Annotated in this window: 22 protein-coding genes; 16 read left to right on the top strand and 6 right to left on the bottom strand. The window is 71.4% G+C overall.

Going from position 1 to position 19556, the window contains the following annotated elements; all coding sequences use genetic code 11:
• The first annotated feature begins 94 nt into the window (after positions 1-94).
• Genes QOL88_RS12775 through QOL88_RS12765 form a run of 3 tightly spaced genes read left to right on the top strand, consistent with a single transcriptional unit; the run spans position 95 to position 2373 of the window.
• Positions 95-448 (top strand): histidine triad nucleotide-binding protein, encoded by a 354-nt coding sequence (locus tag QOL88_RS12775; RefSeq protein ID WP_097216542.1) that lies wholly within the window; start codon positions 95-97, stop codon positions 446-448.
• 6 nt (positions 449-454) lie between these two features.
• Positions 455-1360 (top strand): ribonuclease Z, encoded by a 906-nt coding sequence (locus tag QOL88_RS12770; protein WP_097216541.1) that lies wholly within the window; start codon positions 455-457, stop codon positions 1358-1360.
• A 20-nt stretch (positions 1361-1380) separates the two neighbouring features.
• Positions 1381-2373, top strand: a complete 993-nt coding sequence (locus tag QOL88_RS12765; RefSeq protein WP_179878848.1) for an adenosine deaminase — start codon at positions 1381-1383, stop codon at positions 2371-2373.
• Positions 2374-2386: 13 nt separating this feature from the next.
• Here the strand turns inward: QOL88_RS12765 and QOL88_RS12760 are convergent, their stop codons facing one another.
• Both QOL88_RS12760 and QOL88_RS12755 read right to left on the bottom strand, forming a co-directional pair.
• Positions 2387-3700 carry an MFS transporter gene (locus QOL88_RS12760; RefSeq protein WP_097216539.1) on the bottom strand — a complete coding sequence of 438 codons (1314 nt, stop codon included), beginning with the start codon at positions 3698-3700 and terminating at the stop codon, positions 2387-2389.
• A gap of 203 nt (positions 3701-3903) precedes the next feature.
• Positions 3904-4686, bottom strand: a complete 783-nt coding sequence (locus QOL88_RS12755) for an IclR family transcriptional regulator (protein ID WP_097216538.1) — start codon at positions 4684-4686, stop codon at positions 3904-3906.
• 98 nt (positions 4687-4784) lie between these two features.
• On the opposite strand from QOL88_RS12755, the gene QOL88_RS12750 reads away from it, so the two are divergent.
• The 9 genes from QOL88_RS12750 (at position 4785) to QOL88_RS12710 (ending at position 12723) form a co-directional block, all read left to right on the top strand.
• Positions 4785-5732 (top strand): 5-dehydro-4-deoxyglucarate dehydratase, encoded by a 948-nt coding sequence (locus tag QOL88_RS12750; RefSeq protein WP_097216537.1) that lies wholly within the window; start codon positions 4785-4787, stop codon positions 5730-5732.
• Positions 5729-7018 carry a glucarate dehydratase family protein gene (locus QOL88_RS12745; protein ID WP_097216536.1) on the top strand — a complete coding sequence of 430 codons (1290 nt, stop codon included), beginning with the start codon at positions 5729-5731 and terminating at the stop codon, positions 7016-7018. The genes QOL88_RS12750 and QOL88_RS12745 overlap by 4 nt, the downstream gene beginning before the upstream one ends.
• Positions 7019-7158: 140 nt before the next feature.
• Positions 7159-8295 (top strand): carbohydrate kinase family protein, encoded by a 1137-nt coding sequence (locus tag QOL88_RS12740; RefSeq protein ID WP_097216535.1) that lies wholly within the window; start codon positions 7159-7161, stop codon positions 8293-8295.
• Between the two features lie 141 nt (positions 8296-8436).
• Positions 8437-9504: a PhoH family protein gene (locus tag QOL88_RS12735; RefSeq protein ID WP_097216534.1), complete on the top strand. Its 1068-nt coding sequence runs from the start codon at positions 8437-8439 to the stop codon at positions 9502-9504.
• Between the two features lie 14 nt (positions 9505-9518).
• Positions 9519-10016 carry an rRNA maturation RNase YbeY gene (ybeY, locus tag QOL88_RS12730; RefSeq protein WP_031106287.1) on the top strand — a complete coding sequence of 166 codons (498 nt, stop codon included), beginning with the start codon at positions 9519-9521 and terminating at the stop codon, positions 10014-10016.
• An 8-nt stretch (positions 10017-10024) separates the two neighbouring features.
• Positions 10025-11329, top strand: coding sequence for a hemolysin family protein (locus QOL88_RS12725; RefSeq protein WP_097216533.1), 1305 nt, complete (start codon positions 10025-10027; stop codon positions 11327-11329).
• Positions 11326-11685, top strand: a complete 360-nt coding sequence (locus QOL88_RS12720) for an MmcQ/YjbR family DNA-binding protein (protein WP_097216532.1) — start codon at positions 11326-11328, stop codon at positions 11683-11685. Before QOL88_RS12725 ends, QOL88_RS12720 begins: the two co-directional genes overlap by 4 nt.
• A 36-nt stretch (positions 11686-11721) precedes the next feature.
• Positions 11722-12075 (top strand): cytidine deaminase-like protein, encoded by a 354-nt coding sequence (locus QOL88_RS12715; RefSeq protein WP_097216531.1) that lies wholly within the window; start codon positions 11722-11724, stop codon positions 12073-12075.
• Between the two features lie 171 nt (positions 12076-12246).
• Entirely contained in the window at positions 12247-12723 is a 477-nt protein-coding gene (locus QOL88_RS12710) for a hypothetical protein (protein ID WP_097216530.1), read from the top strand.
• A gap of 25 nt (positions 12724-12748) precedes the next feature.
• On the opposite strand, the gene QOL88_RS12705 is transcribed toward QOL88_RS12710, so the two are convergent.
• Together QOL88_RS12705 and QOL88_RS12700 are read right to left on the bottom strand one after the other, a co-directional pair.
• Entirely contained in the window at positions 12749-13087 is a 339-nt protein-coding gene (locus QOL88_RS12705; RefSeq protein WP_097216529.1) for a P-II family nitrogen regulator, read from the bottom strand.
• Positions 13084-14394, bottom strand: a complete 1311-nt coding sequence (locus tag QOL88_RS12700; protein WP_097216528.1) for an ammonium transporter — start codon at positions 14392-14394, stop codon at positions 13084-13086. Before QOL88_RS12700 ends, QOL88_RS12705 begins: the two co-directional genes overlap by 4 nt.
• A gap of 153 nt (positions 14395-14547) precedes the next feature.
• Between QOL88_RS12700 and era the strand changes: the two genes are divergently transcribed.
• Positions 14548-15510: a GTPase Era gene (gene era / locus QOL88_RS12695; RefSeq protein WP_097216527.1), complete on the top strand. Its 963-nt coding sequence runs from the start codon at positions 14548-14550 to the stop codon at positions 15508-15510.
• A 52-nt stretch (positions 15511-15562) separates the two neighbouring features.
• On the opposite strand, the gene QOL88_RS12690 is transcribed toward era, so the two are convergent.
• Positions 15563-16009, bottom strand: a complete 447-nt coding sequence (locus QOL88_RS12690) for an ATP-binding protein (RefSeq protein ID WP_097216526.1) — start codon at positions 16007-16009, stop codon at positions 15563-15565.
• A gap of 248 nt (positions 16010-16257) precedes the next feature.
• Here QOL88_RS12690 and QOL88_RS12685 point away from each other — a divergent pair, with 248 nt between their 5' ends.
• The 3 genes from QOL88_RS12685 to QOL88_RS12675 are packed head-to-tail and all read left to right on the top strand — an operon-like array spanning position 16258 to position 18242.
• Positions 16258-17130 (top strand): Sco1979 family transcriptional regulator, encoded by an 873-nt coding sequence (locus QOL88_RS12685; protein WP_097216525.1) that lies wholly within the window; start codon positions 16258-16260, stop codon positions 17128-17130.
• Positions 17127-17378, top strand: a complete 252-nt coding sequence (locus QOL88_RS12680; RefSeq protein WP_097216524.1) for a DUF397 domain-containing protein — start codon at positions 17127-17129, stop codon at positions 17376-17378. The genes QOL88_RS12685 and QOL88_RS12680 overlap by 4 nt, the downstream gene beginning before the upstream one ends.
• Positions 17379-17429: 51 nt before the next feature.
• A complete protein-coding gene (locus QOL88_RS12675) occupies positions 17430-18242 on the top strand; it encodes an SAM-dependent methyltransferase (protein WP_097216523.1) in 813 nt (270 codons plus the stop codon).
• Here the strand turns inward: QOL88_RS12675 and QOL88_RS12670 are convergent.
• Positions 18232-19554 carry a GH1 family beta-glucosidase gene (locus QOL88_RS12670; protein ID WP_097216522.1) on the bottom strand — a complete coding sequence of 441 codons (1323 nt, stop codon included), beginning with the start codon at positions 19552-19554 and terminating at the stop codon, positions 18232-18234. The two genes, QOL88_RS12675 and QOL88_RS12670, sit on opposite strands and share 11 nt — an antisense overlap.
• Positions 19555-19556: the final 2 nt, after the last annotated feature.

Genomic DNA, 19556 nt, shown 5'->3' with positions numbered 1-19556 from the left:
TCCGCCGCGTGGGCGCGACCAGCCACAAACGGCCCGCACCCGACGACGCTACGATGCCCGAGTCGGACCGCACGGCCCAACCCTCGGAGGAGACATGGCAGGGGAGCCCCAGGAAGACTGCCTGTTCTGCAAGATCGTCGCAGGCACCATCCCGGCGACCATCGTCCGCCAGACGGAGACGACCATCGCGTTCCGCGACATCAACCCCCAGGCCCCCACTCACGTCCTGGTCATCCCCAAGGCGCACTACAAGAACGCCGCCGCCCTGGCCGCCGCCGACCCGGCCCTCACCGCGGACGTGCTCCGCGAGGCCCAGGCCGTCGCGGACGAGGAGAAGCTCGACAGCCACCGCCTCGTCCTCAACACCGGCGGCGGCGCCGGCCAGACGGTCTGGCACGTGCACGCCCACGTGCTCGGCGGGCGCGGCCTCGACTGGCCTCCGGGGTAGTCCGCCTTGTCCGTACGTGAACTCGTGGTCCTCGGCACCGCCAGCCAGGTCCCGACCCGGCACCGCAACCACAACGGCTATCTGCTGCGCTGGGATGCCGAGGGCATCCTGTTCGACCCCGGCGAGGGCACGCAGCGCCAGATGCTGCGTGCCGGGGTCGCCGCGCACGACCTGAACCGGATCTGCGTCACGCACTTCCACGGCGACCACTCCCTCGGCCTCGCCGGTGTGATCCAGCGCATCAACCTCGACCGGGTCCCGCACGAGATCACCGCCCACTACCCCCGATCCGGACAGCGCTTCTTCGACCGGCTCCGGTACGCCACCGCCTACCGCGAGACCGTCGGCATCACCGAGGCCCCGGTGGCCGCCGACGGGCCCCTCGCCCGCACGGGCGGCTACACGCTGGAGGCCCGGAAGCTGTCGCACCCGGTGGAGTCGTACGGCTACCGGATCGTCGAGCCCGACGGCCGTCGCATGCTGCCCGAGCGGCTCGCCGCGCACGGCATCAAGGGCCCGGACGTCGGCCGGCTCCAGCGCGAGGGCTCGCTCGGCGGGGTCTCGCTGGAGGACGTCAGCGAGGCTCGGCGCGGCCAGCGCTTCGCGTTCGTCATGGACACCCGGCTCTGCGACGGCGTGTACGCGCTCGCCGAGGGCTGCGACATGCTCGTCATCGAGTCGACCTTCCTCGACGAGGACGAGGAACTCGCCGTCGAACACGGCCATCTGACAGCTGGTCAGGCGGCCCGGGTGGCCCGTGACGCCGGCGTGCGGCACCTCGTGCTGACCCACTTCAGCCAGCGCTACACGGAACCCGACGAGTTCGAGCGTCAGGCCCGGGCCGCCGGGTATGACGGTGAACTGACCGTGGCCCACGATCTACTCAGGGTGCCGGTTCCGAAGCGTCGGTGAAACGGCCGTACGATGAATTGATGTCCCTCCCCAAAGCCGAACTGCACCTTCACATCGAAGGCACCCTGGAACCGGAGCTCGCCTTCGAGCTCGCCGCGCGCAACGGTGTCACGCTGCCGTACGCCGACACGGACGAGCTGCGCGAGGCCTACCGGTTCGAGGACCTTCAGTCCTTCCTGAACCTGTACTACGAGCTCATGGCCGTCCTGCGTACCGAGCGGGACTTCGAGGACCTGGCGAACGCCTATCTCGCCCGGGCCGCCGCGCAGGGCGTGCGGCACGCGGAGATCTTCTTCGACCCGCAGGCCCACACCGGCCGCGGTCTGGAGATCGGCACGGTCGTCGAGGGGCTGTGGCGCGCGCTGGGGAGCAGCGAGGCGAACCACGGCGTCTCGACCCGGCTGATCCTGTGCTTCCTGCGCGACGAGTCCGCCGAGTCGGCCCTCGCCACGCTGGACGCGGCCAAGCCGTACCTGGACCGGATCACCGGCGTCGGCCTCGACTCCGCCGAGGTCGGGCACCCGCCGGTGAAGTTCCGCGAGGTCTACGACAGGGCCGCCGCGCTCGGTCTGAGGCGGGTCGCGCACGCCGGTGAGGAGGGCCCGCCGGAGTACATCACCGAGGCGCTGGACGTCCTCGGCGTGGAGCGGGTCGACCACGGGCTGCGCTGTGTGGAGGACCCGGCGCTGGTGGAGCGGCTGGTGCGCGACCGGGTGCCGCTGACGCTGTGCCCGCTGTCCAACGTCCGGCTGCGTACCGTCGACACCCTCGCCGACCACCCGCTGCCCGCCATGCTGGACGCCGGCCTGATGTGCACGGTCAACTCCGACGACCCGGCCTACTTCGGCGGCTACGCCGGCGACAACTTCGACGCCGTGCGCGCCACCCTCGGCCTCACCGAGGAGCGGCTGCGCGAGCTCGCCCGCAACTCCTTCCTCGCCTCCTTCCTGGAGGACGACGAGGAGCTGCGGGCGCGGTATCTCGCCGAGGTGGAGGCCTACACCTTCGGTTAGCTCCGGGGGGGTCTCAGAAGACCTCCGACCCCGCCTTGTCGTAGGCACGCTGGGCGGGGACGGCCGGGGTCTCGACCGGGATCTCCACCACCGGCTGCTCCGGGGCGCCGATCTCGGGGATCGCGCCGGTGGGCGTGCCCGTGGCTGCGGCGACCAGGGCGGCAGGGTGACCGCCGCGGCGGCGGATCGCGCCGGGCAGCAGCGGGCGTCCGCCGGTGTGCAGGGCGACGGCGGTCATCGGCAGGGCGATCACCAGCAGCCCGGCGCCCAGGACCGTGCCCATGGCCGGGAATCCGGCCTGCGCCGACAGCACGCTGCCGGTCAGCGGCCCGGCCGCCGTGCCCAGCGAGGACGCCGAGCCGACCAGCACCGCCCAGCGGCCGCGCGGGTCGAGCGAGGCGGCGAGCCCGATGAGGTACGACAGCACCACCGGGTAGAGCGTGTTCCAGGCGATCTCGCCGGCCGCGAAGCTCCCCAGGTCGGTCGCGGAGGCGCTGAGCGCGATGCAGGCGGCGATGAGGACGGTGCCGCCGCCGATGGGTATCGCGCGTCCGAGCCGGGCCCCGAGGGCGCCCGCCGCGAGGACCCCGGTCAGGCCGGCGCCGAGGCCGAGGGCGAAGACGACGCCGACGGTGGCCTCGCCGAGGTGCGCCTGCTCCAGGCCGATGCGTCCGCTCACGCCCCACAGGGAGTTCTGGGCGAGCGACCAGCACACCATGGCGGCGGCCAGCAGCAGCCCCGAACGGGCGTGCGGCAGCCGGGCCTTGTCGTGCCGGGCGGGCACGACGGGCAGGCCGGTGGGAAGGCTGCCGGTGAGCGGCCAGACGGCCATGGCCGTGAGGGCGATCGCGGCCAGCGGCAGGCCGTGCCCCGGGCCGAGGTGCGGCACCGTCAGGTACACGGCGCCCGCGAGGGCGGAGACGGTGAGCAGCCCGGCCGTGGAGGCCCGGTGCGGATCCCTCTGACCCGCGATGAGGGTCGCGGCGACGGTCGTGGCCGTGCCGGAGCCGAACCCGCCGACGATGGCGCCGGCGACGACGGCGGGGACGGCGGTGGTCAGGGCGGCACCGCCGTAGCCGAGCAGGGCCAGGGCGAGGCCGAGCCGGGCGAGGGTGCGGGCTCCGATCCGTTCGACCCGGGAGGCCAGGACGAACCCGGCGGCGGCCGAACTCAGCAGCAGGGCACTGCCGACGGCGCCGGCCTGTGTGGCGGAGAGCGGAAGGTCCGAGTCGAGTCTGCCGACGGTGGTGGGCAGCAGATACGGAGCGAGGTACCCGGCCGTGAAAAGGGCGACGAGGGGCCAGGGAGTGGTGCGAGGGGCGAACACGGGCGTTCCCAGGGCATGCGAAAGGAGCGGGGGAAAAGGGGGATTGGGCGACGACCGTCGACGGACAGGAACGCGCGAGCAATTTGTATCAAGCACGTAGTCGCACACGTGAACCCGGGGCCTGTGATCTGGAGCACGTTGAGTTTGGAGTGGTGAAGCCCGGGTAAACGAGCGCCTTTCGTCAGGCGTCGGCGGCGTTTTCGCTAACGCCAGTGCACCGATCCGGACCCCGACGGAACGGTCGCCTCGGCCTTGATCCGGATCTCCCGCATCACCGCGACGATCTGCTCCTCGTGCGCGGGCGTGAGCCGGGCGACGGGCACCGAGCAGCTGATCGCGTCCAGCGCCGGACTGTCGTAGCGCAGTGCGAACCCGAAGCCGACGATGCCGGTCACGCCCTCCTCGCGGTCCACGGACCAGCCGCGCGAGCGGGTCTCCACGAGGTCGGCCAGCAGGGATTCCCGGCTCGTGTGCGAGTTCGGGGTCAGCGCCTCGTACGGGCCCTCGGGCAGCTCGTCGTCCGGGCGCTGAGCCAGCAGAGCCTTGCCCAGGGCCCCGGCGTGCGCGGGCAGCCGCCGCCCCACCCGGCTGATCGTGCGCAGGTACTCGTGCGACTCCCGCGTGGCCAGGTACGCCACGTCCCGCCCGTCCAGCCGGCCCATGTGGATGGTCTCGCCGAGCGCCTCGGACGCCTCGTCGAGGTAGGGCCGCACGGCCCGGACCCGCGGGTCGGAGTCGAGGTAGCTCGTGCCGGTGAGCAGGGCGTGGATGCCGATGCCGTACAGGGAGCCGGTGACGTCGGTGCGGACCCAGCCGCGCGAGATCAGGGTCTGAAGCAGCGCGTACATCGAGCTGCGCGGCACGCCGAGTTCGTCGGCCAGCTCCTGGAGCCGGGCCGGGCGGTCGCCGCGCGCGGCGAGGAGTTCCAGCAGCTCGACCGTGCGGGCCGCGGACTTCACCTCGCGGACGCCCCCTGTGTCTGACATGTGCCGATGGTAATCGGGCCGCCCGGGCGGTTGACGTTCGCATACACAGCCTTCATTCTCATATATAGATGGCGTCTACATAAGGAGATGACTGGGTGATGACCGTGAGCGCTGGACCGGTGGCGGTCGCGCAGCGGCTGCGGGACGGCATGGCGGGCGGCGTGCTGTCGTTCCCGCTGACCGCCTTCCGCGACGACGGCGCCCTCGACCCGGACGCCTACCGGGCCTATGTCGCAGAGCGGCTCGCCGCCGCGCCCGGCGCAGTCTTCCCGGCCTGCGGCACCGGCGAGTTCTTCTCGCTCGACGAGGACGAGTACCGGCAGGTCGTCACCATCACCGTCGAGGAGGCCGCCGGCCGCGTCCCGGTCGTCGCGGGCACCGGCTACGGCTGGGCGCAGGCCGTCCGGTTCGCGCGCATCGCCGAGGACGCCGGAGCCGACGCACTCCTGGTGCTGCCGCACTACCTGGTCGCCGCCCCGCAGGACGGACTGGTCGCCCAACTGGAGCAGATCGCCGCCCGCACCCCGCTGCCCCTGATCGCCTACCAGCGCGGCCAGGTCGCCTTCACCGCCGACTCGCTCCGGCGCATCGCCGCCGTCGCGAACGTCATCGGCCTCAAGGACGGCCACAGCGACCTCGACCGGCTCCAGCGCCTCACCCTGGCCGCCCCCGAGGACTTCCTGTTCTTCAACGGCGCCTCCACCGCCGAGATCCAGGCCCGCGCCTACGCCACCGTCGGCGTCCCCGCCTACTCCTCCGCCGTCCACGCCTTCGCCCCCGAGATCGCCGGCGCCTTCTTCACCGCCCTGCGCGACGCCGACCACGGCACCGTCGACAAGCTGCTGCGCGACTTCTACGTCCCCCTCGTCGAACTGCGCGACCGCGTCCCCGGGTACGCCGTGTCACTGGTGAAGGCGGCGGCCCGGATCCGCGGCCACCGGGTCGGCCCGGTCCGCGCCCCGCTCACCGACCCCACACCCGCCGACCTGGCCGCCCTCACCGCCCTCCTCACCGCCGGACTCGACCTCGTGGGAGCAACCCTGTGAACCTCACCATCACCGACGTGACGCTCACGCCGATCCTGGTCGCGGACCCGCCGCTGCTGAACACCCAGGGCGTCCACCAGCCGTACACGCCCCGGCTGATCGTCGAGGTCGTCACCGCCGACGGAATCACCGGCGTGGGGGAGACCTACGGCGACGCCAAGTACCTGGAGCTGGCCCGGCCCTTCGCCGAGCGGCTGAAGGGACGCCAGGTCAGCGACCTGAACGGCCTGTTCACCGTCGCGGACCAGGTCGCGGTGGACGCCTCCCGCGTCGAGAACGCCGTCGACGTCGGCGGGCTGCGCGGTGTCCAGACCGCCGACAAGCTGCGGCTGTCCGTCGTCTCCGGCTTCGAGGTCGCCTGCCTGGACGCCCTCGGCAAGGCGCTCGGACTGCCCGTGCACGCCCTCCTCGGCGGCAAGGTGCGCGACGCCGTCGAGTACAGCGCCTACCTGTTCTACAAGTGGGCCGGCCACCCCGAGGGCGTACCCGCCGAGAAGGACGACTGGGGCGCCGCCGTCGATCCGGCGGGGGTCGTGGAGCAGGCCCGCCGCTTCACGGAGCGGTACGGCTTCACCTCCTTCAAACTCAAGGGCGGCGTCTTCCCGCCCGACGAGGAGATCGCGGCGATCAAGGCCCTGGCCGAGGCGTTCCCCGGACATCCGCTGCGGCTGGACCCCAACGGCGCCTGGTCGGTGGAGACGTCGGTGAAGGTGGCCCAGGAGCTCGGCGAGATCCTGGAATACCTGGAGGACCCGGCGCTCGGCACGCCCGCCATGGCCGAGGTCGCCGAGCGCACCGGGGTCCCGCTCGCCACCAACATGTGCGTGACGACCTTCGCCGAGATCCAGGAGGCCTTCACCCGGGGCGCCGTCCAGGTCGTGCTCTCCGACCACCACTACTGGGGCGGACTGCGCAACACCCAGCAGCTCGCCGCCGTCTGCCGCACCTTCGGCGTCGGCGTGTCGATGCACTCCAACACCCACCTCGGCATCTCGCTCGCCGCGATGACCCACGTGGCGGCCACCGTCCCGAACCTCCACCACGCCTGCGACTCCCACTACCCCTGGCAGTCCGAGGACGTCCTCACCGAGCGGCTCACCTTCGAGGGCGGCAAGGTCGCCGTGTCCGACGCGCCCGGCCTCGGCGTGGAGCTCGACCGCGCGCGGCTGGCCGAACTGCACCAGCGGTGGCTGGACGACGACGGCGCCCTGCGCGACCGTGACGACGCGGCGGCGATGCGGATCGCCGACCCGGAGTGGGTGACGCCCGCGATGCCCCGCTGGTGAGGCCCGCCGAGGCCGGGGGAGGGAGCGTGCGGGGGCCCGGCGCGAGCTGACGGTGACGGGTGGGTCCGGCGTGATCGGCGTCACCTCGTCGGTGATGTGGTGCAGACTGGCCTGATCCGCACCACGTCAGGGAGCGCACAGTGACCGCGTCCACCGCCCCGGCCGGAAGGGGCCCGGCCGGAAAGGGATCGCACCGACAGAGCCAGGTCGATCCCCTCGCCCCGCTGCGTACACCGGACGACCCGCCCTGGGACGTCTACCTCACCGGCACCGTCTTCCTGGACATCATCTTCACCGGGCTCGACTCCGCCCCGGTGCGCGGGACGGAGTCCTGGGCGCGCGGCATGGGGTCGAGCCCCGGCGGCGTCGCCAACATGGCCACCGCTCTGGCCCGCCTCGGCCTGCGCACCTCCCTCGCGGCCGCCTTCGGCGACGACCACTACGGCGACTACTGCTGGGACGCCCTGGAGCACGGCGAGGGCATCGACCTCTCCCCCTCGCGCACGGTGCCCGGCTGGCACTCCCCGGTGACCGTCTCCATGGCCTACGAGGGCGAGCGCACGATGATCTCGCACGGCCACGAGCCACCCCCCGAGGAGCCCGCGCCCGCCTGCCCCCCACGCGCGCGTGCCGCCGTCGCCTCCCTCGCCCCCGGCGTGAGCGCACCCTGGATCGCCCAGGCCGCGAGCAACGGCACCCGGGTGTTCGGCGACGTCGGCTGGGACGACACCGGGGCGTGGGACCTGACGGGGCTCCCCGACCTGCGGCACTGCGAGGCGTTCCTGCCCAACGCGCAGGAGGCGATGCGGTACACGGGCGAGGACTGCCCCCGGGCCGCCGCGCACGCCCTCACCGAGTACGTGCCGCTCGCGGTGGTCACCCTCGGCGCGGACGGGGCCTACGCGGTGGACCGGCGCACGGGCGAGACGGCGGAGGTGCCGGCCATCGCGGTCGAGGCGCTCGACCCGACCGGGGCCGGTGACGTGTTCGTCGCCGGGTTCGTCGCCGGGACGCTGGCGGACTGGCCGCTCGCCGACCGGCTGGCCTTCGCCGGGCTGACCGCGGCGCTGTCGGTGCAGGAGTTCGGAGGGTCGCTGTCGGCGCCGGGCTGGTCGGAGATCGCGGCATGGTGGCGCAGGGTCCAGTCGGTCGAAGGGCAGTCGCCGGTGGCGCTGGAGAGGTACGGGTTCCTCGCGGAGCTGGTGTCGGAGGAACTGGTGCGGCCCTGGCCGCTGCGCAGGGCCGTACCGACGATCGGCTTCCGGCGCTCGGCGTGAGGCTCCCGTGGCGCCGGGTGACAACCAACCCCCAAAACCCCTACGGCGTTGTCACTCCCCCGTCGTACCCTGGGAATCGCGAGGCCGCCCTCAGCTGCGCGGCCATGACGAGGAGGAACCGCAGGCCTTAAGCGCCGGCCCATGACTCAATCATCGACAGCTCACACCCCCGCGCAGGAGCAGGCGAGAGCACAGCTCACCGTCCCCGCCCAGCACCCCATGGTGACCGTGCTGGGGTCCGGCGACTCCCTCCTGCGCGTGATCGAGAAGGCCTTCCCGGCGGCCGACATCCACGTCCGGGGCAACGAGATCAGCGCGGTCGGCGACCCGAAGGACGTCGCCCTCATTTCGCGCGTGTTCGACGAGATGATGCTGGTGCTCCGCACCGGGCAGCCGATGACGGAGGACGCAGTGGAACGCTCGATCGCCATGCTGAAGGCGAGCGACAACGGCGAGAGCGACGGCCAGGAGACCCCGGCCGAGGTGCTCACGCAGAACATCCTGTCCTCGCGCGGCCGCACGATCCGCCCCAAGACGCTCAACCAGAAGCGCTACGTCGACGCGATCGACAAGCACACGATCGTCTTCGGCATCGGCCCCGCGGGCACCGGCAAGACCTACCTGGCGATGGCCAAGGCGGTGCAGGCCCTGCAGTCCAAGCAGGTCAACCGCATCATCCTGACCCGCCCCGCGGTCGAGGCCGGCGAGCGGCTCGGCTTCCTCCCGGGCACGCTCTACGAGAAGATCGACCCGTACCTGCGCCCGCTCTACGACGCGCTGCACGACATGCTCGACCCGGACTCGATCCCGCGGCTGATGGCGGCGGGCACCATCGAGGTCGCCCCACTGGCGTACATGCGGGGAAGGACCTTGAACGACGCCTTCATCATCCTGGACGAGGCCCAGAACACGAGCCCCGAGCAGATGAAGATGTTCCTCACCCGCCTCGGCTTCGACTCGAAGATCGTGATCACGGGTGACGTGACCCAGGTCGACCTGCCGGACGGGACGAAGAGCGGCCTGCGCCAGGTGCAGGACATCCTGGACGGCGTCGAGGACGTCCATTTCTCCCGGCTGTCGTCCCAGGACGTCGTCCGGCACAGGCTGGTGGGCCGTATCGTCGACGCGTACGAGAAGTACGACACCACGCACGGCACCCAGAACGGCGCGCACAAGAGCCGCGGCAAGTCCGGGCACAAGGGGAAGTAGACACACACAGCACCATGTCGATCGACGTCAACAACGAGTCCGGCACCGAGGTCGACGAGCAGGCGATCCTCGACATCGCCCGCTACGCGCTCGCGCGGATGCGCATCCACCCGCTCTCCGAGCTCTCGGTGATCGTCGTGGACGCCGACGCCATGGAGCAGCTCCACATCCAGTGGATGGACCTCCCCGGCCCCACGGATGTCATGTCCTTCCCGATGGACGAGCTGCGCCCGCCCTCCAAGGACGACGACGAGCCGCCGCAGGGCCTGCTCGGCGACATCGTGCTGTGCCCCGAGGTCGCCGAGAAGCAGGGCAAGGACGCGGAGACGCAGCACTCCATGGACGAGGAGCTCCAACTGCTCACCGTCCACGGGGTGCTGCACCTGCTGGGCTACGACCACGAGGAACCGGACGAGAAGGCCGAGATGTTCGGCCTCCAGGCGGCCATCGTGGACGGCTGGCGCTCGGAGCGGGGCCTGACCGGCCCGTCCCCGGCGCCGACGGTCTCGTAACGCCGCCGATGAGTCCACAACTCGCCCTGGGCGCCATCGCCCTGGTCGTCGTGGCCTGGCTCGCCGCCTGCGCGGAGGCGGGCCTCGCCCGCGTCTCCAGCTTCCGCGCCGAGGAAGCCGTACGCTCCGGCCGCCGCGGCAGCGCCAAGCTCTCCCAGGTCGCCGCCGACCCGACCCGCTACCTCAACGTGGCGCTGCTGGTCCGCGTCGCCTGTGAGATGGCCGCCGCCGCGCTGATCACCTACGGCTGCCTGAAGGCGTTCGACGGCACCACCGAGGCCCTGCTGGTCGCCATCGCGGTCATGGTCCTCGTGTCGTACGTCGCCGTCGGCGTCTCCCCGCGCACCATCGGCCGCCAGCACCCGCTGAACACCGCGACGGTCTCGGCGTACGTCCTGGTGCCGCTGGCCCGGATCATGGGCCCGATCCCGTCGCTGCTGATCCTCATCGGCAACGCGCTCACTCCCGGCAAGGGCTTTCGCCGCGGCCCCTTCGCCTCCGAGGCGGAACTGCGCGCCCTCGTCGACCTCGCCGAGAAGGAGTCCCTCATCGAGGACGAGGAGCGCCGCATGGTGCACTCCGTCTTCGAACTGGGCGACACCCTCGTCCGCGAGGTCATGGTCCCGCGCACGGACCTGGTCGTCATCGAACGCTTCAAGACCATCCGCCAGGCCCTCACCCTCGCCCTGCGCTCCGGCTTCTCGCGCATCCCGGTGACCGGGGAGAGCGAGGACGACATCGTCGGCATCGTGTATCTGAAGGACCTGGTCCGCAAGACGCACATCAGCCGCGACGCCGAGTCCGAGCAGGTCTCCACGGCCATGCGCCCGGCGTTCTTCGTGCCCGACACCAAGAACGCCGGCGACCTGCTGCGCGAGATGCAGAAGGAACGCAACCACGTCGCAGTCGTCATCGACGAGTACGGCGGCACCGCCGGCATCGTCACCATCGAGGACATCCTCGAGGAGATCGTCGGCGAGATCACCGACGAGTACGACCGTGAACTGCCGCCGATCGAGGAGCTCGGCGACGACCGCTTCCGCGTCACGGCCCGCCTCGACATCAGCGACCTGGGCGAGCTGTACGGCCTGGAGGAGTTCGACGACGAGGACGTCGAGACGGTCGGCGGCCTGCTGGCCAAGGCACTGGGGCGCGTCCCCATCGCCGGAGCCTCGTCCGTCGTGGACCTCCCCGACGGCCGGGAACTGCGGCTGACCGCGGAGGCCTCGGCCGGCCGCCGGAACAAGATCGTGACCGTGCTGGCGGAGCCGGTGAACCCGGCGGACCCGCCCGAGGAGGAGAAGCCGGAGTGACCCCGCAGGAACTGCGCGCCTTCTGCCTGTCGTTCAACGCGGCGGTGGAGGAGTTCCCGTTCAGCCCGGAGATCTCGGTCTTCAAGGTGCAGGGCAAGCTGTTCGCCCTGTCGCACCTCGACGCGCGCCCCCTCAAGGCCAACCTCAAGTGCGACCCGGACGAGGCGGTCCGTCTCCGCGGCGAGTACGAGGGCCTCATCGCCCCCGGCTGGCACATGAACAAGCGCCACTGGAACACCGTGACGGTCGACGGCGAGCTGCCGGACCAGCTGGTCCGCGAGCTCATCGAGGACTCGTACGACCTGGTCGTCGCGAGCCTGCCCCGAGCGGACCGCCTCCGCCTCGACCGGCCCTGAGGCGGGGCCGGGGCGCTCGCTCCGTATGCTCGGATCATGACCGACAGCAGCGCGCTCGACCCCGAGGACCGCAAGATCGTCACCCTGGCCCGTTCCGCGCGGGCCCGCAACGGCGTGCCGGAGGGCGCGGCCGTACGGGACGAGACCGGACGTACCTATGTCGCGGGCACCGTGGCCCTCGACTCACTGAAGCTCAGTGCCCTGCGGACGGCGGTGGCGATGGCGGTGGCCTCGGGCGCGACGTCCTTGGAGGCGGCGGCGGTCGTGACGGAGGCGGAGACCGCGTCCGACGCGGACCGGGCGGCCGTACGGGACCTCGGTGGTGCGGGGACACCGGTTCTGGTGGCGGGGCCCGACGGAACGGTCCGGACCACCGTCACCGCTGGCTGAACTTCGCTGTAACCGGCGGTAATTAGGCCAGTTTTCAACCTTGCCGCCGCCTGCCCCACGCGCATCAATGGAACCGTCCATTCCGACGGACCGTCAGGTTCGACTCTCGGCGGTGTGCCCGCATCCATGCGCCGAGCGGTCCGCCCCCCACGGAAACGGAGCCGGAATCCCATGAGATGCAAGCGAATCGGAGCAGGTGCGGCACTGGCTGCCGGGGCCCTCGCGGTCACCGGACTCGCCTTCGCCCCCGCGGCCCTCGCCGTCACCCCCCAGACGGCGACGATCAGCGCGGACTGCGGCACCTTCGGCAGTGGCGAGGCCACCCTCACGGCCACGCAGGACGGCACCGCCGCCACGCTCACCGTCAAGTCCTCCGCGATCACGGCGCCCATCGCGCTGGGAGAGGACTCGATCTCGTCCACCCTCACCCTGGTGAAGGCCGGCGGCGGCACCGTCGACTTCGCCGGCACGGAGAACCCGGCGATGGCCGCCGGCGCCCCCGTCGAGGTCGGCCCGCTCAGCGGCACCGTGGCCTCCGGCGACAGCCTGGAGGCCTTCGGCGGCTCGCTGAAGATGACCGTCTTCGGCATCACCATCACCTGCACGGCGACCGGGCCGCAGTCGCCGGGCCCGTTCGTGTTCGACTGAGAAAAGCGGCGGCGCGGCCCCGGTGTCAGAGCGCGTCGGGGCCGCGCTCGCCCGTCCGCACTCGCACGACCGTGTCGACGGGCAGCGCCCACACCTTGCCGTCGCCGATCTTGCCGGTGTGCGCGGCCTTCACGACCGCGTCGATGACGGCCTCGGAGTCCGCGTCCTCGACGACGACCTCGATACGGACCTTGGGCACCAGGTCGACCTGGTACTCGGCGCCGCGGTACACCTCGGTGTGACCGCGCTGCCGGCCGTAGCCGCTGGCCTCGCTCACGGTCAGGCCGTGCACGCCGAGTTCCTGCAGGGCGTTCTTGACCTCGTCGAGGCGGTACGGCTTGACGATCGCGGTGATGAGCTTCATGCCTGGGGGGTGACCTTCTGGGGGTGGGAGACGACGGAGGAGGAGACCGGGGCGCCGTGGCCCAGGACCCCGTGATCGTAGGCCGTCTCGGCGTGCACCGTAAGGTCCAGGCCGGTCTGCTCCTGCTCCTCGGTGGCGCGCAGGCCCATCGTGGCGTCGATCAGCTTGCCGATGCCGTAGGTCACGCCGAACGCGTACGCCCCCACCACGACCACGGCCAGCAGCTGCTTGCCGAGCTGGGCGAGGCCGCCGCCGTAGAGGAGGCCCTCGGCGCCGCCCGTCATCGCCCGGGTGGCGAAGACGCCGATGAGGAGCGTGCCGATGACACCGCCGACCAGGTGGACGCCGACGACGTCCAGGGAGTCGTCGTAGTTCAGCTTGAACTTCCAGCTCACGGCGTACGAGCAGACGACACCGGCCGCGAGGCCCACGACCAGCGCGCCGAGCAGGGAGACGGACCCGCAGGACGGGGTGATGGCGACCAGCCCCGCGACCGCGCCGGACGCGGCGCCCAGGGTCGTGGGATGGCCGTCGCGCTTCTGCTCCACGAAGAGCCAGCCGAGCAGGCCGGTGCAGCCCGCGGCCAGGGTGTTGAGGAACGCGGCGGCCGCGAGACCGTTGGCGCCGAGCGCCGAGCCGGCGTTGAAGCCGAACCAGCCGAACCACAGCAGACCGGCGCCCAGCATCACCATGGGCAGGTTGTGCGGGCGCATGGCGTCCTTCTTGAAGCCCATCCGCGGGCCCAGGACCAGGCACAACGCCAGCCCCGAGGCGCCGGAGACGATCTCCACGGGCAGTCCGCCCGCGAAGTCCAGGGCACCCAGCCGCTCCAGGATCCAGCCGCCCGGCCCCCACACCCAGTGCGCGACCGGAACGTATACGAGCAGCGCCCAGACCGGCACGAAGACCAGCCACGCGGCGAACTTCGCCCGGTCGGCGACCGCCCCGCTGACCAGCGCGGCCGTGACGATCGCGAAGGTGAGCTGGAAGGTGGCGAACAGGACCGTGGGGACCGTGCCCTGGACGCTGTCCGGGCCCAGGCCGCTCATGCCGACGTGTTCCAGCCCGCCGATGAGTCCGCCCGCCGCGTCCTCGCCGAAGGCCAGCGAGTAGCCGGCCGCCAGCCACACCACCGTCACCAGGGCGATCGACACGAAGCTCATCATCAGCATGTTCAGCACGCTCTTCGTACGGACCATGCCGCCGTAGAAGAGGGCCAGGCCCGGGGTCATCAGCAGGACGAGGGCGGTGGCGGCGAGCAGCCAGGCGGTGTCACCGGTGTCGGCGCTTGCGGCGGCGAGGGTCACGGTTGTCTCCAACGGTGCGGGGGCTCGTCAGAGGTTCACCGGCCCTCGTTTCCGGTTGCGTACGGGTGTGTTTCCATGACGTTTCGTTGCGTGAGGGTTTCCAGGAGCTCACGGAGGGCGTCCGGTACGGGGCGGCTCCGGGGATCAGGGAGAATGGGCGGCATGAGCGTTCGTACCCAGTCATCCGAAGAGCCGGCCGGAGCTGTCCACAGGGCCGGTTTCGCCTGCTTCGTGGGCCGTCCCAACGCGGGCAAGTCCACTCTCACGAATGCTCTGGTCGGCCAGAAGGTGGCGATCACGGCGAATCAGCCGCAGACGACGCGGCACACCGTGCGGGGCATCGTGCACCGCCCGGACGCCCAGCTGATCCTGGTCGACACCCCGGGACTGCACAAGCCGCGCACCCTGCTCGGCGAGCGGCTCAACGACGTCGTGCGCACGACGTGGGCCGAGGTCGACGTGATCGGCTTCTGTCTGCCGGCGAACGAGAAGCTCGGCCCCGGTGACCGTTTCATCGCGAAGGAACTGGCGTCCATCAAGAAGACGCCGAAGATCGCGATCGTCACCAAGACCGACCTCGTGGACAGCAAGACGCTCGCCGAGCAGCTGATCGCCATCGACCAGCTCGGCAAGGAGCTGGGCTTCGAGTGGGCCGAGATCGTGCCGGTGTCGGCGGTCGGCGACCAGCAGGTGGGTCTGCTGGCCGACCTGATCGTGCCCCTGCTGCCCGAGGGCCCGGCGCTCTACCCCGAGGGCGACCTGACCGACGAGCCCGAGCAGGTCATGATCGCGGAGCTGATCCGCGAGGCCGCGCTGGAGGGCGTCCGCGACGAGCTGCCGCACTCCATCGCCGTCGTCGTCGAGGAGATGCTCCCCCGCGAGGACCGCCCCGCCGACAAGCCCCTCCTCGACATCCACGCCTTCGTCTACATCGAGCGCCCCAGCCAGAAGGGCATCATCATCGGCCCCAAGGGCAAGCGCCTGAAGGAGGTCGGCATCAAGTCCCGCAAGCAGATCGAGGCGCTGCTGGGTACCCCGGTCTTCCTGGACCTGCATGTGAAGGTGGCGAAGGACTGGCAGCGGGATCCCAGGCAGTTGCGCAAGCTGGGGTTCTGAGGTTCGGCGAGGCCACGGCGCGAGCCCAGGCCTCGTGACGTCCCGCGGCGGGTCATAACGCCGTCCCCAGGCTCGCCCACACCGCGTTTCCGCCCGTGAGGGTCGAGCGGGTGATGCCCCAGCTGTCGGCTATCTCCCGGACGAGCAGCAGGCCGCGGCCTCCCTCGTCGTCGGGGCCGGGGCAGCGGTCGGGGATGCCGCGGCCCGTGAGGTCGCCGTCGTGGACCTCCAGCCGGAAGCGCGCGTCCGTCATCAGCTGGACGCCGCACAGGACCCGTTCGCTGAGCGTGTGCAGCACGGCGTTGGTGACCAGCTCGGACACGAGCAGCACGGCGTTCGCGCACACCTCCTCGGGCACCTGCCACGAGGCCAGCCGCGCGCTCATGGCATGGCGGGCGACTCTGACGCTGGTCCGCTGTGGAGGCAGCTCCAGCCATTCGGTGCGGTCCGGGCGCACCGCGTCCAGGAACCGGGGAGTGGATGTCGTGTGGGGGGACACGGCGATCGCCTTCCGTGGGGGGTGGGCGCAGTCAAGGAAGGGGCGAGCGGACAACGGACCGGCCGGATGGGGGAGTTGCTTCTTCCGGAACCCTGGTCACACAAGTAACTATGCTCGTAGAGCAGTTCACGCTGCAACCATCTGCCTGATAATTTCAGAAGGACGGTATCGCCCGGGCGGGACGATCTGGTGAAACGTTCAAGTCCTCCCAAAATCAGCGGCGATGACGACCCTTCAGGAGGCACGGCGTGAACGACGCGCGATCCGGCGCCGGTGCCGGTGCTCCCACCGTTCTCCGCATGATCCTGGGCCGCCGGCTCCAGGAGGCCAGGCAGGGCGCGGGCCTGTCGCTCGACGACGCCGCCAAGGCCCTGCGCGTCACGCCGCTGACCATCCGCCGCCTGGAGAAGGCCGAGGTCGGCCTGAAGATCCTCTACGTCGAGAAGCTGCTGGAGACCTACGGGGCCGGCCGTCAGGAGATCGACGAGTTCGTCACCCTGGCCGAGCGGGCCAACGAGCCCGGCTGGTGGCACCCCTACCGGGATGTGATGCCGTCCTGGTTCACCGCCTACGTGAGCCTGGAGACCGGCGCGAGAACCCTGCGCACCTATGAGCCGCAGTACGTCACGGGCCTGCTCCAGACGCCCGGGTACGCGCGGGCCGTGCTGCGCGGCGGCTTCCCCAACGACGGCGAGGACGACCTCGACCGGCGCGTGGAGCTGCGGCTGCGCCGCCAGAGCCTGCTCACCAAGCCGGACGCGCCCACGCTGTGGGTGGTGATGGAGGAGGCCGTGCTGCACCGGGTGGTGGGCGGCCCCGAGGTGATGCGGGACCAGATCGACCGGCTGCTGGAGGCGTCCGAGCTGGAGCACGTCAGCGTCGACATCGTGCCGTTCGGCGCGGGCGCCCACGTCGGGGCGTGCGCGCCCTTCACCTACTTCCGGTTCGAGGAGCGTGAGCTGCCCGACATCGTCTACAGCGAGATCCTCTCCGCCTCCGTCTACCTGGACCAGCGCGCGGATGTCGTGGCCCATCTGGAGGCGCACAACCGGCTGTCGCTGAAGACCTCGTCCGCGGACAGCAGAGCGCTGTTGAACCGCATGCGGAAGGAGTACGCATGACCATCACCGAGGGCACCGTCTACAACGGGATGCCCGCGTCGGACCTGGGGGAGCAGGGCTGGGAACGGCCCTGGAGCGGTCCGAACGGGGGCCAGTGCGTGGAGACCAAGCAGCTCGCCGACGGCCGCGTGGCGGTCCGGCAGTCCACGGATCCCGCCGGTCCCGCGCTGATCTACACGCCCGAGGAGATCACCGCGTTCGTCGCGGGGGTCAAGCAGGGCCTCGCCGACCATCTGACGGCCCGCTGAAGCCCCCTGCGGGCCGGGCCCGCACCACCACCCCCCACTGAGAGGCACCCCATGAGCAACTCGCAGACCGCGCGGGACATCGACACCAGCAGGCCGCACTCCGCCCGCATGTACGACTACTACCTCGGCGGCAAGGACCACTTCGAGGTCGACAAGCTGGCGGCGGAGCGGGTCGCCGAGGCCTACCCCGCCATCTTCGTGTGCGCCCGCGAGAACCGGGCCTTCATGCACCGCGCCACCCGCGTCCTGGCCCGCGAGCACGGCATCCGCCAGTGGCTGGACATCGGCACGGGCATCCCCACCGAGCCCAACCTGCACCAGGTCGCCCAGTCCGTGGTGCCGGACGCCCGGGTGGTCTACGCCGACAACGACCCGCTCGTCCTGAAGTACGCCGAGCGCCTGATGCGCAGCACCTCCGAGGGCCGCACCACGTACATAGAGGCGGACGTCAACGCCCCGCAGTCGTTGCTGAACGCGCCCGAGCTGGCCGAGATCCTGGACCTGGACCGCCCGGTCGCGCTGTCCCTCAACGCCCTGATGCACTTCGTCACCGACGCCCAGGACCCCTACGGCATCGTGCGCCGCCTGCTGGACGTGCTGCCCTCGGGCAGCGCCCTCGCGCTCAGCCACTGCACGCCCGACTTCGACCCGTCGACCTGGCAGAAGGTCACCGACATCTACACCTCGGCAGGCACCCCGGTGCGGTTCCGCTCGCGGGAGGAGGTCGCCCGCTTCTTCGACGGCCTGGACCTGCTCGAGCCGGGCGTCAGCGTGGGCCACCGCTGGCGGCCCGACGCCACCGGGGGCGACGCCCCGACGGACGCCGAGGTCAGCCTGTGGACCGGGGTGGGCATCAAGCCGTAGGCGCCTGCGCCTTCAGCAGCTCCCGGTACCAGTGGTAGGACGCCTTGGGGGTGCGCTCCTGGGTGTCGAAGTCGACGTGGACCAGGCCGAAGCGGCGTGCGTAGCCCTCCGCCCACTCGAAGTTGTCGAGCAGGGACCACACGAAGTAGCCGCGCACGTCGACGCCCGCCTCCACCGCCCGGTGCAGGGCCCGGACGTGGCCGTCCAGGTAGGCGATGCGGTCCTGGTCGTCGACGCCCGGGTAGGAGCAGCCGTTCTCGGTGATGACGACGGGCGGGAGCCGGTCGCCGTAGCGGTCGCGGAAGGTGGTGAGGAGTTCGGTGAGGCCCTCGGGGACGACGGGCCAGCCGAAGTCCGTGACCGGGTGGCCCTCGATCTCGCGGACGGAGAAGGGCAGTTCGGCGGGCATGGTGATCCCGCCGAACTCGATCTCCGCGCCCTGCGGGGCTCCCACCCGGGTCGGGGCGTAGTAGTTGATCCCGTACCAGTCGAGCGGCTCGGCGATCACCTTCAGGTCCGCCTCGACGTCCCCCGGCATCAGCTCGCCGATGCCGTCCGGGTAGCGGCCCAGCAGCAGCGGGTCCGCGAACAGGCGGTTCAGCAGCAGGTCGTAGAAGTCCGCCGCCTCCACGTCCGCCGCCTCCGTGGACGCCGCCCAGGTCGGGCCGTGCGAGTTGGCGATGCCGATGTCCGACGCGCCCGAGGCGCGCAGGGCCCGGACGGCCAGGCCGTGGGCGAGCAACTGGTGGTGGGCTGCCGGCAGCGCGTCGAACAGCAGCTGCCGCCCCGGCGCGTGCACGCCCAGGGCGTGGCCCAGCAGGGTGTGCTCGGCGGGCTCGTTCAGGGTGATCCACTTCGTCACGCGGTCGCCGAGGCGGTCCGCGACCCGCGCCACGTGCTCGGCGAAGTGTTCGGCCGTGTCCCGCTCCAGCCAGTCCAGGTCCGCGGGCAGGTCCCAGTGGAACAGTGTCGGGACGGGACGGACACCCGCCGCGCACAGGTCGTCGACCAGCCGGTCGTAGAAGTCCAGGCCCTTCTCGGAGCGCACCCGCGGCCACGAGATCGAGAAGCGGTAGGCGTTCACGCCCAGGCCGGCCAGGAGTGCCACGTCCTCGCGGTGGCGGTGGACGTGGTCGCAGGCCACCGCCGCCGTCGAGCCGTCCTTCACCCGCCCCGGCTCGGCCGTGAAGGCGTCCCACACGGACGGCTCACGTTCGTCCGCGGCGCCCTCGATCTGGTGCGCCGAGGTGGAGACGCCCCAGAGGAAACCGGCCGGGAAACGGGGGATCGGATTGCCTGCGTCAGTCGCCATGC

Source organism: Streptomyces sp. Ag82_O1-12 (assembly GCF_900182715.1).
GTDB lineage: Bacteria > Actinomycetota > Actinomycetes > Streptomycetales > Streptomycetaceae > Streptomyces > Streptomyces massasporeus.
The sequence above is the reverse complement of the archived record's forward strand: the minus strand, read 5'-3'. Positions and strand labels throughout refer to the sequence as shown.

Excerpts from the sequence above, each read along its gene's own strand:
- QOL88_RS12775 (WP_097216542.1), top strand. The coding sequence starts at position 95 with ATGGCAGGGGAGCCCCAGGAAGACTGCCTGTTCTGCAAGATCGTCGCA.
- QOL88_RS12765 (WP_179878848.1), top strand. The coding sequence starts at position 1,381 with ATGTCCCTCCCCAAAGCCGAACTGCACCTTCACATCGAAGGCACCCTG.
- QOL88_RS12755 (WP_097216538.1), bottom strand. The coding sequence starts at position 4,686 with ATGTCAGACACAGGGGGCGTCCGCGAGGTGAAGTCCGCGGCCCGCACG.
- QOL88_RS12750 (WP_097216537.1), top strand. The coding sequence starts at position 4,785 with ATGACCGTGAGCGCTGGACCGGTGGCGGTCGCGCAGCGGCTGCGGGAC.
- QOL88_RS12735 (WP_097216534.1), top strand. The coding sequence starts at position 8,437 with ATGACTCAATCATCGACAGCTCACACCCCCGCGCAGGAGCAGGCGAGA.
- ybeY (WP_031106287.1), top strand. The coding sequence starts at position 9,519 with ATGTCGATCGACGTCAACAACGAGTCCGGCACCGAGGTCGACGAGCAG.
- QOL88_RS12725 (WP_097216533.1), top strand. The coding sequence starts at position 10,025 with ATGAGTCCACAACTCGCCCTGGGCGCCATCGCCCTGGTCGTCGTGGCC.
- QOL88_RS12715 (WP_097216531.1), top strand. The coding sequence starts at position 11,722 with ATGACCGACAGCAGCGCGCTCGACCCCGAGGACCGCAAGATCGTCACC.
- QOL88_RS12710 (WP_097216530.1), top strand. The coding sequence starts at position 12,247 with ATGAGATGCAAGCGAATCGGAGCAGGTGCGGCACTGGCTGCCGGGGCC.
- QOL88_RS12705 (WP_097216529.1), bottom strand. The coding sequence starts at position 13,087 with ATGAAGCTCATCACCGCGATCGTCAAGCCGTACCGCCTCGACGAGGTC.
- era (WP_097216527.1), top strand. The coding sequence starts at position 14,548 with ATGGGCGGCATGAGCGTTCGTACCCAGTCATCCGAAGAGCCGGCCGGA.
- QOL88_RS12680 (WP_097216524.1), top strand. The coding sequence starts at position 17,127 with ATGACCATCACCGAGGGCACCGTCTACAACGGGATGCCCGCGTCGGAC.
- QOL88_RS12675 (WP_097216523.1), top strand. The coding sequence starts at position 17,430 with ATGAGCAACTCGCAGACCGCGCGGGACATCGACACCAGCAGGCCGCAC.
- QOL88_RS12670 (WP_097216522.1), bottom strand. The coding sequence starts at position 19,554 with ATGGCGACTGACGCAGGCAATCCGATCCCCCGTTTCCCGGCCGGTTTC.